Below are 15661 nucleotides of genomic sequence, written 5' to 3'. Positions count from 1 at the left end.
ATGAAAACTATAAAGACATCTATACTACCAATAAGAAAGACCATAGCTAAAGTTCAAGGTAAACATGAATTAGACCTTGAAGCTATTTGTTTATTTGTCGCTTTTGGTTTTTTTTTCGATACAGATACCTATTGGAAAGATGAAAAGGTTTTATCTCCTGGAACTAAATATCAGCTAGATGAAAATGATAAAGTATTTTCTGCTGAAAAATGGTTTGAATGGCACTACACGCCAAGAGAAATTAGTTTTGAAGATACGCTTAATGAATTCACAAATTTGTTTGAAACCATTGTTAATGAGCAAACTTCTAATAAGAAGGTCATTTTACCCCTATCTGGAGGATTAGATAGTAGAACACAAGCTGTTGCTTTACGAAATCACCCAAATGTCAATTCATATAGCTATGATTTTGAAGGGGGCTATCCGGAAACTAAAATAGCAAAAAAAATTGCTGATGCCTGTCATTTTCCATTTCAATCGTTTACAGTTAAACCAGGCTATTTATGGAATTGTATTGAAGAATTAGCAGGAATTAATCAGTGTTATTCTGAATTTACCCATCCACGACAGATGGCATTTTTTGATTCTTTTAAAGGTATGGGGAATCTTTTTTCATTAGGCCATATGGGAGACCTCATGTTTGATTCATTTGGGTTTCCACAATTATCTTTCGATGAAGAAGTTGAGGTGCTAGTAAAGTTATTGCTGAAAAAGGGAGGTGCTGAATTGGCAAGTTCTTTATGGAAAACATGGGGTTTAGAAGGGGACTTTGAAGACTATTACTTAACAAGAATACGATTGTTATTAAAAGACATAAAAATTGAGAATACCAATGCAAAATTACGAGCCTTTAAAACTCACTATTTTGTATCTAGATGGTCCTCTAATAATTTATCGGTTTTTGAAGCCATGTATCCCGTAACATTACCTTATTATGATAATAGAATGTTTGAATTTATGTGTTCAGTACCTGAAAAGTATTTGGCTAATCGACAATTACAAATAGCATACATTAAGCAAAATGCTACTGAATTAGCAAAGATTACATGGCAGGAGCAAAAACCTTTTAATTTAAATAATTATCATTTAAATAAGATGCCATTTAATTTACCATACAGGATAACCAATAAATTAAAAAGAGAATTTAATGATTTCATGGGTAAGCCATATATCTCCAGAAATTGGGAATTACAATTTGTTGGAAAAGAAAATGAAAAGCACCTAAAGAAATGGTTATTTGAATCTAAATTACAAGATCTTGTTCCTATCGATATCATTCAACAATTTTATGATAATTTTAAAGAAAAGGATGCAGTAACATATTCTCATGCCGTAAGTATGTTGCTTACATTGGCATTATTTCAAGATAAGTTTAATTAAATCAGAGTAAATCTTGATAGTAGCAACTATTTTTTTTAAAAATAAAGCACTTGTAAGATTAAAATTGAGCGCATCTTAGACTAAATTAACCTTATATTTATAGCGTTTTAGATATGGTTCAAAAGAAAATCAAAATATTATTTACCATTCCTAATTTTGATACTGCAGGAAGTGGTAAAGTGGTATATGATTTAGTGAGTAATTTAGATCGAACTATTTTTGAACCTGAGATTTGCTGTTTTCATGATAAGGGAACTTTTATGGATGAAATCAATACGTTGCAAGTAAAAGTTTACTTATTTCCTTTTGCAATCAATTACCGGCCTTTTTTTACATTTCCATTCAGACTTATAAAAACCATTTGCTTTTTTAGAAAATATAAATTTGATATCATTCATTCTTGGCATTGGAGCTCAGATTTTTCTGAGCCTTTAGCAGCAAAATTAGCTGGTATTCCTTGGGTTTTTACTAAAAAATCTATGGGTTGGGGAAATAAAGCATGGAAATGGAGAAGTAGTTTAAGTTCAAAAATTATTACGATTAATTCAGATATGAAATCCTTTTATTCAGGGAATACATTAAAGAAGGTTATTGCTATTCCATTAGGAGTTAATATAAGTTATTATCACCCTCAATTTAAAAGTTCAGAATCATTTTCAGAGGAAATTATCATAAATGAAAATGATTTTGTTATAGTTTCTATTGTGAATCTAATTCCAGTTAAAGGCATCGAAGTTTTGATAAATGCAGTTATTGAATTAGAGAAACCTAATATTAAGCTCCTTATTGTTGGAAATGACAAAGGAGCCTACGCCAATTCATTAAAAATAATGACAGAGGGCATTGATTCTATTCAATTTTTAGGAAAAAAAACCGATGTTAGACCTTATCATGCCATTGCCGATGTGTTTGTTATTCCAACCTTAGAATTAGGAGAAGGACTTCCTGTTGCTCCACTTGAAGCAATGGCTTCGGGTAAAATTGTTATAGGATCCAATGTAAGCGGTGTTAAAGATATTTTAGAACCTTTTCCAGATTGTATCTTTCAACCCAACAATGTTGAAAGTCTTAAAGAATGTTTATTGAGGATACAGCATATGAAACAGGAAGAATATAAACAATTGGGAAAAGATATGAGATCTCGAGTAGAAAGGATGTATTCTATTGAAAGTTTTATCGAATCGCACACAGACCTTTATAAAAAAATGCTTTCAAAAAATAGATATTGAAATATTGGGTAAAACGATTAAAATAGCGATTTATACAGGACTTGTTCCAAGCACTACTTTTATTGAAAGACTGATACAAGGTCTAGCGCATAATGGTTTACATATTTATCTATTTGGATTACAAAGAAGACAATCAATCCCTTTAAAAAACGTTTTTCATTTTACCTACACCAAAACGTTTAGTAAGCTCTTCATTTTAATTAAATACAGTTTTTTATTAACTATCTTAAAAGCAAGGGATAAACGGAAACTGGATGTATTTATAGCTAATCAAATTAAAAATTCAATTCAACTCAAGATAAAATATTATCCAGTTTTGTACCATAGGCCAGATATATTTCATTTGCAATGGGCGAAAAGTATAGCCGATTGGTTATGGGTTCAGGAATTTGGCATTAAATTGATTGTTAGTTTACGAGGAGCACATATAAATTATTCACCTATTGCAAATCCTGAATTGGCAGTTGTTTATAAGAACTTATTTCCAAAGGTTGATGGGTTTCATGCGGTATCAAAAGCCATATCTGAAGAAGCTATTAAATATAACGCAGTAAAGTCTAAAATTCATTTAGTTTATAGTGGATTAGAATTGGAGGAAATGCCATTTCAATTAAAAAAGTTTGACGAGAGTAAACCTTTAGCTATTTTATCTATTGGAAGAGCCCATTGGAAAAAAGGATATTCTTATGCATTAGACGCGATGAATTTATTAGAGAAAGATACTATTGATTTTAACTATACCTTGGTGGGAGTTGAAAACGATGAAGAGCTTTTATATAAACGATCACAATTTAAACTTGAAAACAAAATCACATTTAAAGGAACATTATCTTTTACTGAAATAGTAAAGGAGATAAGGGAAGCAGACGTTTTATTACTCTCCAGTGTTGAAGAAGGAATTGCGAATGTGGTACTCGAATCTATGGCATTGGGGACACTTGTAATTTCTACAGATTGTGGTGGAATGAATGAAGTAATAATAGATTGTGAGAATGGTTTTTTAGTACCAGTCAGAGATCATGAAGCCATAGCTAATGCATTAAAGAAGGTTTCGGAACTAACACTATCCACCTATCAACAGATTACAAAAGCTGCTAGAGTCACAATCGAAAAACAACATAGTTCTGAAAAAATGAATTCAGGGATGCAGACGTTATATCAAAAAATATTAAACAATAAGCTATGAAAATAGGACTAGTCTTGCCTTCAGTTCCAGCTTATTCTGAAACTTTTTTTACGAATAAAGTCAATGGATTGGAAGAAAAGGGATTCAAGGTTTTAGTTTTTGTAAATAATGCAAATACAACTCATTTTAATATATCAAATACACGATTGGCTCCAAGACTTACGGGGAGTTTCCTTAGAGTTGGAATAGTTAGTGCTTTGAGGTTAATCGGTTCAATTCTTTTTCATTTCAACAGTACGAAACACTTATATTTGTTGGATAAAGCTGATAAGATAGCATTCTCTCAGAGAATTAAAAATATTATAAGTAATAGCCATATTCTCGCTGAATCTCTAGATTGGTTGCATTTTGGCTTTGGAACTATGGTGTTTAATAGAGAAAATGTAGCAAAGGCAATTAGTGCAAAGATGGCAGTAAGTTTCCGAGGATTTGATATTGGGGTTTATCCTTTAAAAAATCCAGATTGTTATGAAAGACTATGGAATAAATTGGATAAAATTCATGTTATATCTGATGATATCAGAGATTTACTATATACACATGGATTTAAAGATCAAGCCGATGTTATTAAAATTACACCAGCCATAAATACATCCTTATTCAAAAGTGACAATAAAGAATTTTTAGGTAATAAAAATCATTTTATCACAATTGCTCGTTTACATTGGAAAAAAGGTCTGGAATATACCTTAGAAGCTTTGGCGCTATTAAAAAAAGAAAGTATTCCATTTCATTATACGATAATTGGTGAGGGTATAGAATATGAGCGATTGAAATTTTCAGCATATCAATTGGGAATTGATGATCATGTTACCTTTACTGGAAAAATGGCACATAAACAAATTATAAACGAGTTGAACAAAGCTGATATTTATATTCAATATAGCATACAGGAAGGATTTTGTAATGCTGTTCTGGAAGCCCAAGCCCTAGGATTGTTATGTATAGTTTCTAATTCAGAAGGCTTATCTGAAAATGTTCTCAATAATGAAACTGGCTGGGTTGTGCCTAAATGTAATTCAAAAGAGCTCGCAAATAAAATAATCCAAGTAATAAATTTACCTCAAAACAAAAAACAAGATATTGCTAAAAATGCAAAAGAAAGAGTATCGAAACATTTTGAAATGCACCAACAAAAGCAACAATATGTAGAATTTTATAAGGAATAGAATTTAAGTATTTATATGAGTCAAATAAGAATGTTTTTATATAATCTTTTTCCAAAAAGATTAAAAAATATATTAGGAAGATCTAAACTATTGGCACCTTTAAGGAATTTATTTTTCCGAAATAAAGAAACGTATAGAGAAGTACTTGTGAAAATTAAGAGGGAATATTCAAATTACTTGGTGCAGTTTAATTTTTATGCCTCTATTCAAGTTGCAAACAAAGCTAAAAACCAAGGAATTGAAAATACACTTTTAAATAATTCGATAGCGTTATTAAATTCAGTTGATAATGATAGAACAGTTTTTGATGTAGGGACAAATTTTGGTTATTTAAGTATGGTTTGGGCAAATACGGTATGTGAAAAAGGTAAAGTTTATTCTTTTGAGCCCCATCCATTATTGTTCAATTGTTATTCTAAATCTGTAAAATCTAATAATTTACAAGATCATATTGTGAAAGAAAATGTTGCCGTTGGGAATCAATTAGGAACTATAGAAATTAATCTATTATCGACATCATCTAACACTTTAGATCTAGAAAGTAATGAGAAAAATAATAAAAAAGTAAATGTCAATATTATTACATTGGACCATTATATTGAAAGGAATAATATAACAAAATGCGATTTAATTAAAATAGATGTTGATGGAATTGAATTTGATATATTAAATGGCTCACAAGAATTAATTAAAAAATTACATCCAATTTTTATAGTTGAAACCAATAATGATACTCGAATAATCGATTTCTTTAATAAGAATGATTACCAAATATTAAATATGAAATTAGAACCTATTTCTGAAGATGAACTTCCTTCAAATATTTTTTGTAAACCAAATAAGTAAATGATGTTATTTGATTTTTTAAAATATTTACAGCCGACTAATTATTTTTCTATAATAAAAAAAGATAAAACGAGTGTATTTCCTATTCCAGAAAGTTTACCAAAAGAAATCCAACAACAACTTATTATAGATAAAGAGTATGCAAGTCATGAAGCTAAAGTTTATGATGTTTCTTGGCAAGCCATTCAAAAGGGATATATAGGGAGTGAATTAAATTTCAGTGAGTTTAAAAAATTACCATTAAAAGATGAATATCGGTTTATTAGAAAATACTTTAACCCGCTTTGGTCAACCTATATATTGTTGCTAAGATTATTAAGTTTTAAAAATCCTTTTAATGAAACTTCTGCATGGTGGGCAAGCCGGAAAACCACACGAAGCAATTATCTTGAAACCCCGATAAATTATAATGAGTGGAATAACTTTGATTCTTCATTAGTAGCGGAACAGCCATTGGTGACAGTTGTTATACCTACTTTGAATCGATATCCATATTTAAAAGATGTACTATTAGATTTAGAAAAGCAAGATTACAAAAACTTTGAAATTATAATTGTCGATCAATCTAAACCTTTTCAAAAAGAATTTTATGATGATTATAATTTAAATATACATCTTATCTATCAAGAAGAAAAAGCACTTTGGTTAGCTAGAAATAAAGCAATCAAAAAAGCGAAGGGAGATTTATTGCTGTTATTTGATGATGACAGCAGAATTAAAAATGACTGGATAACCAATCATATTAAGTGTTTAGATTTTTTTAAAGCTGAAATTTCTTCGGGAGTTTCAATTTCAATGATAGGAGCAAAGGTTCCTAAAAACTATTCTTTCTTTAGAGTTTCTGATCAAATTGACACGGGTAATGTTTTAATTAAAAAAGAAGTTTTTAGAACTATTGGGTTGTTTGACCGACAATTTGAAAAAGAACGTATGGGAGATGGAGAATTTGGTTTGCGGTCATATTTACATGGTTTTTTAAATATATCGAATCCTTATGCAAAAAGGGTGCATTTAAAAGCTGAAACTGGAGGGTTACGGCAAATGGGAAGTTGGGATGGTATGCGACCGGTAAACTGGTTTGCGCCAAGACCTATACCAAGTATAATATATCTATTTAGAACATATTTTGGAAATAAATTGACGCGATTTGCATTGTTAAAGTTAATACCACCTTCCTTGATTCCTTATAAATACAAAGGAAATAATGAGATGTTAATTCTAGGGTTTTTATTAGCATTAGTATTATTTCCCTTAGTTTTGTTTCAAGTAACTAAATCATGGAGGTTAGCTTCTATTAAATTAAAAGAAGGTGCTATAATTGAAGAGCTCTAAAAAAATACTAATTGTAACATCTGAGTTCCCTCCACAACCTGGAGGCATTGGGAATCATGCATTTCATCTTGCTAATCAGCTATCAAAAAATTTTTATGAAGTAGAAGTAATAACAGATAATCGTTCTGTATCTGGATTTGAAGAAACTACATTTGATCTGGAATTACCTTATACTGTATATAGGATAAAAGTGAATTATTTAAGATTTTTCATGTACTTTAAAAGAATCTTTTTTCTTATCAAGTTGATAAAAAAAAACAAAATTATAATTGCTTCAGGTAAGTTTTCATTATGGTCGGTTGCATTCGTGAGTTTTTTTTTAACAGGAAGTATATTGCAGTAACTCATGGTTCAGAATTAAATTTAAGTCAATGTATTTTAAAAATTATTACGAATAATTCATTAAAACGTTTTTCTGAGATTATAGCAGTTTCTAATTATACTAAATCACTTATTGAAAATTTAAAATTATCTAATGTGGTTGTGATACCAAATGCTATCAATGAAAATGATTGGAATGAAAAATTAATAAAAAAGGGAACGTTTAGTGGTAATCTAAATTTAATAACCGTAGGAAATGTAACAAAACGAAAAGGACAGTTAAATGTAATTAGACAATTACCCAATTTAATTAAAAAATATCCTGCATTACAGTATCATTGTGTTGGAATTCCTACTGAAAAAGAACAATTTTTAATAAAATCTAAAAAACTAAAAGTAGCATCGCATATAACTTTTCATGGCCGTGTAAATGAAGATAAATTAAAAGAATTATTAATTGATTCCGATATTTTTGTAATGTTGAGTGGTAAAACTAAATCGGGAGATGTTGAAGGATTTGGAATTGCTATTTTAGAAGCAAATGCACTGGGGATTCCTGCAATCGGAACAAGATATTGTGGCATTGAAGATGCTATAAGCAATTATAAATCAGGAATTTTAATTTCAAACCCTGAAAAACTTTTATCAGCAATTGAAAATATTAAAGGCGATTATGTTAATTATAAAATAAATGCTCGAAAATGGGCAATGGAGCATACTTGGGATAGAATTATTAAAAAGTATATAAAAATATTTGAGCATTGAAATTAGTAATTATTTCACATACAGAACATTATTGTAATGCAAATGGAGTTATTGTTGGTTGGGGGCCTACTATTAATGAAATAAATCATTTAATAGAAGATTTTGATAAAATTACTCATATAGCAATGTTACATACAACAAATATTCCTCAAAGTTCAATGCCTTATATGTCTTCTAAAATAAATTTTATTCCTATTCCGGTACTTGGTGGCAATACGTTATTTAGTAAATTAAAATTATTACTGTATACTCCAATCATTTTAAAAATTGTTTTTAAGGAAATTATTAAAGCTGATATATTTCAATTAAGAACCCCAACAGGGATTGGTGTTTATTTAATACCTTTTTTAACTCTTTTTATAAATAAAAAGGGTTGGTATAAATATGCTGGAAATTGGAAACAGAAAAATCCGCCACTGGGATACCTTATACAGAGGTGGATGTTAAAAAAACAGACAAGAATTGTTACCATTAATGGTCAATGGGAAAATCAGTCAAAAAATATTGTAGCTTTCGAAAACCCTTGCTTGACTAATGAAGATCGAATATTAGGAAAACGTATCATTTATAAAAAGGAGTTGACAAAAAAAATGGATTACTGCTTTGTAGGAGAATTAAATTATAATAAAGGAATTGATAAGATTATAGAAGCTTTTACTGGATTATCAAATGATTATATAGGAACATTACATATTGTGGGAAATGGACAGTTAAAAGAAGAAATTGAAAATAAAGCAAAGCTCTTAGCAATTAATGTTAAGGTTTATGGAGCATTACACAAATCTAAAGTATATGAAGTATATAAGAATTCACATTTTATAATACTCCCATCTAAAAATGAAGGTTTTCCTAAAGTAATCGGAGAGGCTATGAATTTTGGTTGTGTTCCGATTGTTTCTGATATATCTTGTATAAACCAATATATTGAAAACGAACGAAATGGATTTTTAATACGTCCGAATACAGTTGAGAGCTTAAAAAAAATAATAATAGAAAAAATCTTTTATTTCACGAATGAGCAGTACAAGTTATTTGTGAAAAAAAACTATGTATTAGCAAATAAGTTTACTTATGAATATTATAAAGAAAGATTAAATAAAGAAATAATTAATAAAAAAACATCACAAAAATAATAACTACCTTTTGAAAAAGGTTACTGATGAGTTTTTATAACCTGACAATTGTTATATATCCATTTAAAGGAGATAATGAGTTTAGGTCGTATGATGTTTTAGGAATTGTTATTATCTTCTGTTAATCAAAATACATCAAAACTTATCAAATATGAAGTTATCATTATATTATAAACTTCTAATTTTTCATATCCTTTTGGCTATGGGTATTTTTTTATTTAAGCCCTTGGCATTAGCTTATTTTTTATTTATAAGTGTTTTTTTTTCTTATAAGATTTTTATGACTTCTAAAAAGTATAAAACTTTTTATGTGTTGGTTGCCTGTGCTTATATAGTTGGAATTGAAGTCTTTTTAAGAATGAATGGGGGTACTTTTTTCTACGAAGCTTGTAAGTATTTAGTGATTATTTTTATACTCATGGGTTTGTTTACTAATGGTTTTACTAATGACGCTTTGATATATGTACTATATATTTTGCTATTAATACCAGGTATATATGTAGCGGTGAGTTCGTTGGGATTTGAATCGGACATAAGGCGAGCGGTGGCTTTTAATTTAAGTGGTCCTGTTTGCTTAGGTATAGCGGCTGTTTATTGTTATAAGCGTACCATACGATTCAATCAGTTGAAATTGATTTTAGTAGCTTTTTTATTGCCTTTGGTTAGTATGACCGCTTATTTGTTTTTATATACGCCCAATTTGCAGGAGGTCATTACTGGTACAGGTTCAAATTTTGCAGCTTCTGGTGGATTTGGACCCAATCAAGTAGCCACTGTTTTGGGAATTGGAATCTTCGTTACTGCCTCCAAGTTTTTTATGTCTAAAGAATTGATCTTTCATAGACTTATTGATTTATTTTTATTGGGACTATTTGGATTCAGGGCCCTTGTAACATTTAGTAGAGGTGGTGTGATCACTGCCATGATTATGGTTTTATTTTTTTTAGGCCTGTATTATGTTAAGGTTAATTTTAAGACCAAGTTTAAAATCAAATTTTTGGTATTGGTTTTTTTAGTGATGATGGGTTTGGTTTGGATCGTAAGTTCGATTCAAACCAGTGGTTTTTTAGATATGCGTTATGCTAACCAAGATGCTGCAGGCCGTGAAAAAGAAGACATCACTACTGGGCGTGTCGATTTATTAACTTATGAATTGGGTGCATTTATGGATAATCCGTTTTTAGGGATCGGTGTTGGTAATATTAAGGAATTACGAAAGGATGAAACGGGTGTAGAGGCCGCCTCGCATAACGAAATGAGCCGTATTATTGCAGAGCATGGTTTGTTAGGTGTATTTGCCTTTTTAATATTGCTTATAACGCCATTGGTTTTTAGGTTTAACAACAGATCAAATTTATTTTTTTATTCTTTTTATCTGTTTTGGTTTTTAACCATCAATCACTCTGCCATGCGTATTGCAGCACCGGCATTTATTTATGGGCTTTGTTTGTTGAATGTTACTTATGAGGGTAAGAAAATAGACAATAGACGAAAGACAATAGATAATAGAAAGGAAAACTTAGAAGCTTTGAAACTTTGAAACTTAGAGAGATACATAAGCCCATGAAAAACATATTATACATAGGAAACAATTTGTCTGAAACAGGTAAAACCGAAACTACTATTGAAACCTTAAGTGAAAATTTAAGAATGGAAGGGTATACGGTTTATGCGTTTTCTAATAATAAGAACAAATTGTTGCGCCTTTTTAATATGCTTTTTGCTATTTTAAAATATGCCAAAAAGGTAGACTACGTTTTAATAGATACTTATAGCACCCAGAATTTTTATTATGCTTATTTGTGTAGTCAATTATGTCGTATATTAAAGTTAAAATACATTCCAATCTTGCATGGAGGTAATTTACCAAATAGGTTAAAAAGTAAACCCAAATTAAGCACGGCCATATTTAGTAATGCCTATAAAAATGTATCACCATCGTTGTATATTAAATCAGAGTTTGAAAAGTTGGGATATTCTAATGTCATTTGCATTCCAAATGCCATTGACATTAAAAACTACCCGTTCAAACAAAGGCATCACGAAGTTGTTAATTTACTATGGGTAAGGTCCTTTTCTAAAATATATAATCCGTTGTTGGCCATAAAATTATTAAAGGCGTTAAAAGATGAAGGATATAAGGCGACACTTTGTATGGTTGGTCCCGAAGGAGACGGATCATTCAAAGAAGCACAAAACCTGGCTAAAACCTTGCAAGTTGAAGTTAAATTCACCGGGAAATTATCAAAGGAGGAATGGATTCATCTATCAGAAGATTATAACATTTTTATAAACACGACCAATTTTGATAATATGCCCGTGAGTGTTATGGAGGCCATGGCTTTAGGCTTGCCCATTGTTTCTACAAATGTGGGTGGCATGTCTTTTTTGATTGAAAATGGCCATGATGGGGTATTAGTAAACCCAGATGATAGTGATGAATTTGCAAAAGCGATAAAATGGGTTGTCTCGCACCCTAATGAAACTGAACAGATGGCTTTGCATGCTAGGAAAAAGGCAGAACAATTTGATTGGGAGACCGTTAAACGGGAATGGCAGTCACTTTTACGATAGTTTTTTCAGTTAATTGAAATTTCTTACTACCTTTATAGCCTCTCAACCAAACCCAAAATGTCTCATAAAGGTATTCATTTCAATATTTCAGAACGAAAGGTTCTTTTACGTCTTTTTGATATCCTAATTGTACTTGCTGTTTTATATTTTTTAAGTGGCACTTTCAAATTTCACTACATAACAATTACCAAAGAAAATTGGATATGGGTTTTCGTCCTTATTTTATACATTTCCATCTTTGGAACCATCTTCGAACTCTATGATTTACAAAAGTCAAGCAAACTTGAAACAACGTATGCCAATATTATATTAACGGCCTCCGTAACAGTTCTTTTCTATTTTTTAACACCCTTTTTCACCCCTATACTTCCCGACAATAGGTTGCAAATAGTATATTTTTATTTGGCTATTATTTTGGCCCTTTTTATATGGCGATTTGCATATGTCACGTTTATTGTGTCGCCCAGATTTTATAAAAAAGTATTGATCGTAGGTGAAACCTCAAACATAAAAACCATTATTGAAGCGTTTAATGATTCTGACCCCAATTATAAAATAGTTGGGTTTGTTAATTGTGAAACTGATGTCACGAAAAACAAAACATTTAAAGATGTAAAAGAGTTCAACCCCAGTGACATGCTTCAGGTCATTAAAGAGGAAAACATATCGGAAATTGTTATTGCAAGTTATAATTCTGAAACCATAACATCTGAGATCTACAAAGATCTTATGACACTTCTTGAAAGCGGATTTTCCATAAAAGAATATACCCAAGTGTATGAGGAAATGACGCAACGTGTCCCTGTTCAATTTGTTGGTAAGGATTTTTATAAATATTTCCCATTTAGCAGAAGTAACCAAAATAAGATGTACTTGTTTTTTAATCATCTCTTTAATATGATAACTTCTGTAATAGGTATTTTAGGAGGAATATTATTATTGCCCATGATACTTTTGGGGAATGCTTGTGCCAATAATGGGCCTCTATTTTATATACAAGAGCGGGTCGGTAAAAATGGAAAGATTTTTAAAATAATTAAATTTAGAACCATGATTAGAAATGCCGAAACGAATGGTGCCGTTTGGTCTGAAAAAAATGATTCTAGAATTACGAAATTCGGGAAATTTATGCGAAATACGCGGTTAGATGAAATCCCTCAATTTTTAAATATTTTAAAAGGCGATATGAGTTTGATTGGACCAAGACCAGAACGCCCACAATTTGTTAATGAATTATCAAAGTCCTTGCCCTTTTATGAAACCAGACATATGGTAAAACCAGGTCTTACAGGTTGGGCGCAAGTTAATACAAGATATGGGTCTTCTGTAGATGATAGTTTGCTCAAATTACAATACGATTTGTATTATATAAAGCATAGAAGTTTTTTCTTAGATATAAATATTTTAATAAAAACACTAAGTACCATGATTTTCTTCAGGGGGCAGTAATCTGCATGGAGTTTGCAATCTCAGTATGCAGTAAGAACTTTGAATTATAAAATCGTATCAAAAATAAATACCTAATACCTAAAGCGATTAAAAAAGGTATCAGTCCTATGGCAAATACTTGTACGCCAATGATCCAATGGAGAGTTAATAAACATAAGAGGATCACCAAAAACTTCAAGTATTTAATAAACCAAGCACTTGTTTTTTTTCTTAACAATTGACCAATCATGAAAACATTAAGTACACTAGCCCAAAGCAAATTATAATTTTGATGGGTCGCTTTATGGTCTGTTGCAAACCAAAGCAATAAAATTACGATTCCAATAATACCTGTAAGACTGAACAAGGTAACATCTAACCAAGCACTTTGTTTTTGGTTTTTAAAATCTTTGTAAGTGATAAAAAGGATGAACAATCCGATAATGCCAAAAATGAATAACGGACTTGTGAAAAAATTTATTGACTCTGGTGTATCTATTTTTTTAAAAATTACCTTACTCCCTTTTACTAAAGGCTCTCCTGTTCTTTTAATAGTAGCATTTTCAAAAAATTCATGAATGTATTTTGGTAAAAACATGTGTTGTTCAGGCGTTGCTTTTTTATCGATCACAGAACCCAATGCCAAATCGATGCCAAAACAGCCCCAGGAATTCCTGTTTAAATTACTGTGAATTAATTCCCTGAATGTTTGTTGTTTAAAGTCTTTAGGCTCATTAAATTGAATAGAATTGTTTAAAGAAATGTTGGTGACATCCTTGATTTTTGTGGCGCAATTATCATAAAAGAAATCGTATAAATACCTTCTATTTTCGGGTTGGTAGTTATGGATTAAATAATCAAACAGTTTTTGTTTTTCGCTTTGTGATACATTTAAAACCTGCTCGTTGATGGTCCTGTTTTGAGAGATATAGTTGTTTAAAAAATCCTCATAATAATCGAATCCTATTAAATAATTGAGTTTTCCTTGGGCAAATTTTAAATAAAAATTAGGAGCTTCAAAATCATAAACACCATAATTAAAAACAAGGTCTGTGCCTTTAGCAATATCTTTTATCCTAAACCCATTGTGCCCAAAGGAATCATTTAGCGAAGCTCCTGGGCCAATAGTAAGTATGCTGATTTCAGCTTGGTCAGACAACATATGTTGTTGCCCATGTGTTATCATAACACATAGAAAAACGAATAGAATAAAGAGTGCTTTTTTCATTATCTAAAAATATTAAAATCAAGTTTTAATGAAAACACATTGGAATATAACGCCACACTTTGGTCGCCAATATCCGTAAATGCATAATCTATCTGCACGCCATTGTATTTAAATCCAACACCAAAACTAGGCTGAAAACTTAATTGCTCGGTATTATCAATTTGAAGTTCATTTTGAAAATTTCCAACCCCTCCACGCAAATACACCATATCTACATAACCAAATTCAAATCCAAATGCAGGGTTGATACTGGCCACCGACGATGAAATAATATCGTTATTTTGTTCAAAGCGTACATTCAAATTAACGGCTGTTAATAGCGTATAATCATAATTAAAATCGAATAATTTTGAGATACCTAGTTGTAATTTAGGAATGGTGATTTCGGTAGTTTCGGGCAATTCTTGATTTTGACCCGCAACTGCATTTTGTATTTTTGCAAATTCGGTTTCATCAATGCTCCAAGCATTAAAAGTGGTTGTAATATCCCTTGCCATGACTCCAAATTTCCAATTATTTTGTGTTTTAAATTGTACACCCAAATCCAATCCAAAACCCCAAGACGAAGCGAAATCGCCAATAATACGTCTAATCACTTTGGCATTTACGCCATAATTGAGTCCTTGCACAGGGAGTTCCCTGGCATACGAAAACGTTAGTCCGTAATCGGCCGTAGAAAACAAACTAATCCTGTCGTAATTTATATTGCCTTGTTCATCAATAAGTTGAGTGGTATTTAAAATATCATCAACTGCAAACCTAATTAAAGAAATCCCCATCGCGCTTTGGTCGTCTAAAGGCATCGCAAAAGCAGCATAATCATAATTGGCAATATTGGCAAAATAGCTGGAGTGCATCAGTGCTAGTTGATTGTCTTCCAAATTCAATAAACCTGCTGGGTTCCAATAACCTGAATTTACATCAGCAGAATGAGACGTAACCGCGCTGCTCATACCCAAAGCAGCAGCATCAACGCCAATATTCATAAACTCGTTGGAATATTTTCTAACGGTTTGGCAGAAGATATTTAATGAAGCAATAAAGAATATGGTGGTTAAGGATGTTCTCAA

Annotated in this window: 14 protein-coding genes; 12 read left to right on the top strand and 2 right to left on the bottom strand. The window is 30.9% G+C overall.

Annotated features, from left to right (window positions below):
- From CDH49_RS08680 to CDH49_RS08625, 12 genes are all read left to right on the top strand, one after another.
- Positions 1–1380 (top strand): asparagine synthase-related protein, encoded by a 1380-nt coding sequence (locus CDH49_RS08680; protein ID WP_100615111.1) that lies wholly within the window; start codon positions 1–3, stop codon positions 1378–1380.
- A gap of 113 nt (positions 1381–1493) precedes the next feature.
- Positions 1494–2609, top strand: coding sequence for a glycosyltransferase (locus CDH49_RS08675; RefSeq protein WP_100615110.1), 1116 nt, complete (start codon positions 1494–1496; stop codon positions 2607–2609).
- Positions 2545–3795 carry a glycosyltransferase family 4 protein gene (locus CDH49_RS08670; RefSeq protein WP_100615109.1) on the top strand — a complete coding sequence of 417 codons (1251 nt, stop codon included), beginning with the start codon at positions 2545–2547 and terminating at the stop codon, positions 3793–3795. Before CDH49_RS08675 ends, CDH49_RS08670 begins: the two co-directional genes overlap by 65 nt.
- On the top strand, positions 3792–4964 hold the full coding sequence (locus CDH49_RS08665; RefSeq protein WP_100615108.1) for a glycosyltransferase family 4 protein: 1173 nt from the start codon (positions 3792–3794) through the stop codon (positions 4962–4964). The genes CDH49_RS08670 and CDH49_RS08665 overlap by 4 nt, the downstream gene beginning before the upstream one ends.
- Positions 4965–4994: 30 nt before the next feature.
- On the top strand, positions 4995–5810 hold the full coding sequence (locus CDH49_RS08660) for an FkbM family methyltransferase (protein WP_157805292.1): 816 nt from the start codon (positions 4995–4997) through the stop codon (positions 5808–5810).
- Positions 5811–7142 (top strand): glycosyltransferase family 2 protein, encoded by a 1332-nt coding sequence (locus CDH49_RS08655; protein ID WP_239970623.1) that lies wholly within the window; start codon positions 5811–5813, stop codon positions 7140–7142.
- Positions 7129–7485 carry a glycosyltransferase gene (locus tag CDH49_RS15910; protein ID WP_100615106.1) on the top strand — a complete coding sequence of 119 codons (357 nt, stop codon included), beginning with the start codon at positions 7129–7131 and terminating at the stop codon, positions 7483–7485. The genes CDH49_RS08655 and CDH49_RS15910 overlap by 14 nt, the downstream gene beginning before the upstream one ends.
- Positions 7434–8228 (top strand): glycosyltransferase family 4 protein, encoded by a 795-nt coding sequence (locus CDH49_RS08645; RefSeq protein ID WP_100615105.1) that lies wholly within the window; start codon positions 7434–7436, stop codon positions 8226–8228. The genes CDH49_RS15910 and CDH49_RS08645 overlap by 52 nt, the downstream gene beginning before the upstream one ends.
- The gene (locus CDH49_RS08640) at positions 8225–9361 is read left to right on the top strand and encodes a glycosyltransferase (protein ID WP_100615104.1); all 1137 of its coding nucleotides are present in this window, start codon (positions 8225–8227) and stop codon (positions 9359–9361) included. Before CDH49_RS08645 ends, CDH49_RS08640 begins: the two co-directional genes overlap by 4 nt.
- Before the next feature lie 151 nt (positions 9362–9512).
- A complete protein-coding gene (locus CDH49_RS08635; protein WP_100615103.1) occupies positions 9513–10901 on the top strand; it encodes an O-antigen ligase family protein in 1389 nt (462 codons plus the stop codon).
- A 23-nt stretch (positions 10902–10924) separates the two neighbouring features.
- Positions 10925–11935, top strand: coding sequence for a glycosyltransferase family 4 protein (locus CDH49_RS08630; protein WP_100615102.1), 1011 nt, complete (start codon positions 10925–10927; stop codon positions 11933–11935).
- 57 nt (positions 11936–11992) lie between these two features.
- Positions 11993–13384, top strand: coding sequence for a sugar transferase (locus CDH49_RS08625; protein ID WP_100615101.1), 1392 nt, complete (start codon positions 11993–11995; stop codon positions 13382–13384).
- On the opposite strand, the gene CDH49_RS08620 is transcribed toward CDH49_RS08625, so the two are convergent.
- Together CDH49_RS08620 and CDH49_RS08615 are read right to left on the bottom strand one after the other, a co-directional pair.
- A complete protein-coding gene (locus CDH49_RS08620; protein WP_100615100.1) occupies positions 13371–14591 on the bottom strand; it encodes a lipoprotein N-acyltransferase Lnb domain-containing protein in 1221 nt (406 codons plus the stop codon). The genes CDH49_RS08625 and CDH49_RS08620 overlap by 14 nt on opposite strands.
- Positions 14591–15661 carry a putative type IX sorting system protein PorV2 gene (locus tag CDH49_RS08615; RefSeq protein WP_394344564.1) on the bottom strand — a complete coding sequence of 357 codons (1071 nt, stop codon included), beginning with the start codon at positions 15659–15661 and terminating at the stop codon, positions 14591–14593. Before CDH49_RS08615 ends, CDH49_RS08620 begins: the two co-directional genes overlap by 1 nt.

This window comes from Confluentibacter citreus (genome assembly GCF_002807055.1).
Lineage (GTDB): Bacteria > Bacteroidota > Bacteroidia > Flavobacteriales > Flavobacteriaceae > Confluentibacter > Confluentibacter citreus.
The sequence above is the reverse complement of the archived record's forward strand: the minus strand, read 5'-3'. Positions and strand labels throughout refer to the sequence as shown.

Excerpts from the sequence above, each read along its gene's own strand:
- CDH49_RS08655 (WP_239970623.1), top strand. The coding sequence starts at position 5,811 with ATGATGTTATTTGATTTTTTAAAATATTTACAGCCGACTAATTATTTT.
- CDH49_RS08635 (WP_100615103.1), top strand. The coding sequence starts at position 9,513 with ATGAAGTTATCATTATATTATAAACTTCTAATTTTTCATATCCTTTTG.
- CDH49_RS08620 (WP_100615100.1), bottom strand. The coding sequence starts at position 14,591 with ATGAAAAAAGCACTCTTTATTCTATTCGTTTTTCTATGTGTTATGATA.
- CDH49_RS08665 (WP_100615108.1), top strand. The coding sequence starts at position 3,792 with ATGAAAATAGGACTAGTCTTGCCTTCAGTTCCAGCTTATTCTGAAACT.
- CDH49_RS08630 (WP_100615102.1), top strand. The coding sequence starts at position 10,925 with ATGAAAAACATATTATACATAGGAAACAATTTGTCTGAAACAGGTAAA.
- CDH49_RS08645 (WP_100615105.1), top strand. The coding sequence starts at position 7,434 with ATGGTCGGTTGCATTCGTGAGTTTTTTTTTAACAGGAAGTATATTGCA.
- CDH49_RS08625 (WP_100615101.1), top strand. The coding sequence starts at position 11,993 with ATGTCTCATAAAGGTATTCATTTCAATATTTCAGAACGAAAGGTTCTT.
- CDH49_RS08660 (WP_157805292.1), top strand. The coding sequence starts at position 4,995 with ATGTTTTTATATAATCTTTTTCCAAAAAGATTAAAAAATATATTAGGA.
- CDH49_RS08680 (WP_100615111.1), top strand. The coding sequence starts at position 1 with ATGAAAACTATAAAGACATCTATACTACCAATAAGAAAGACCATAGCT.
- CDH49_RS08675 (WP_100615110.1), top strand. The coding sequence starts at position 1,494 with ATGGTTCAAAAGAAAATCAAAATATTATTTACCATTCCTAATTTTGAT.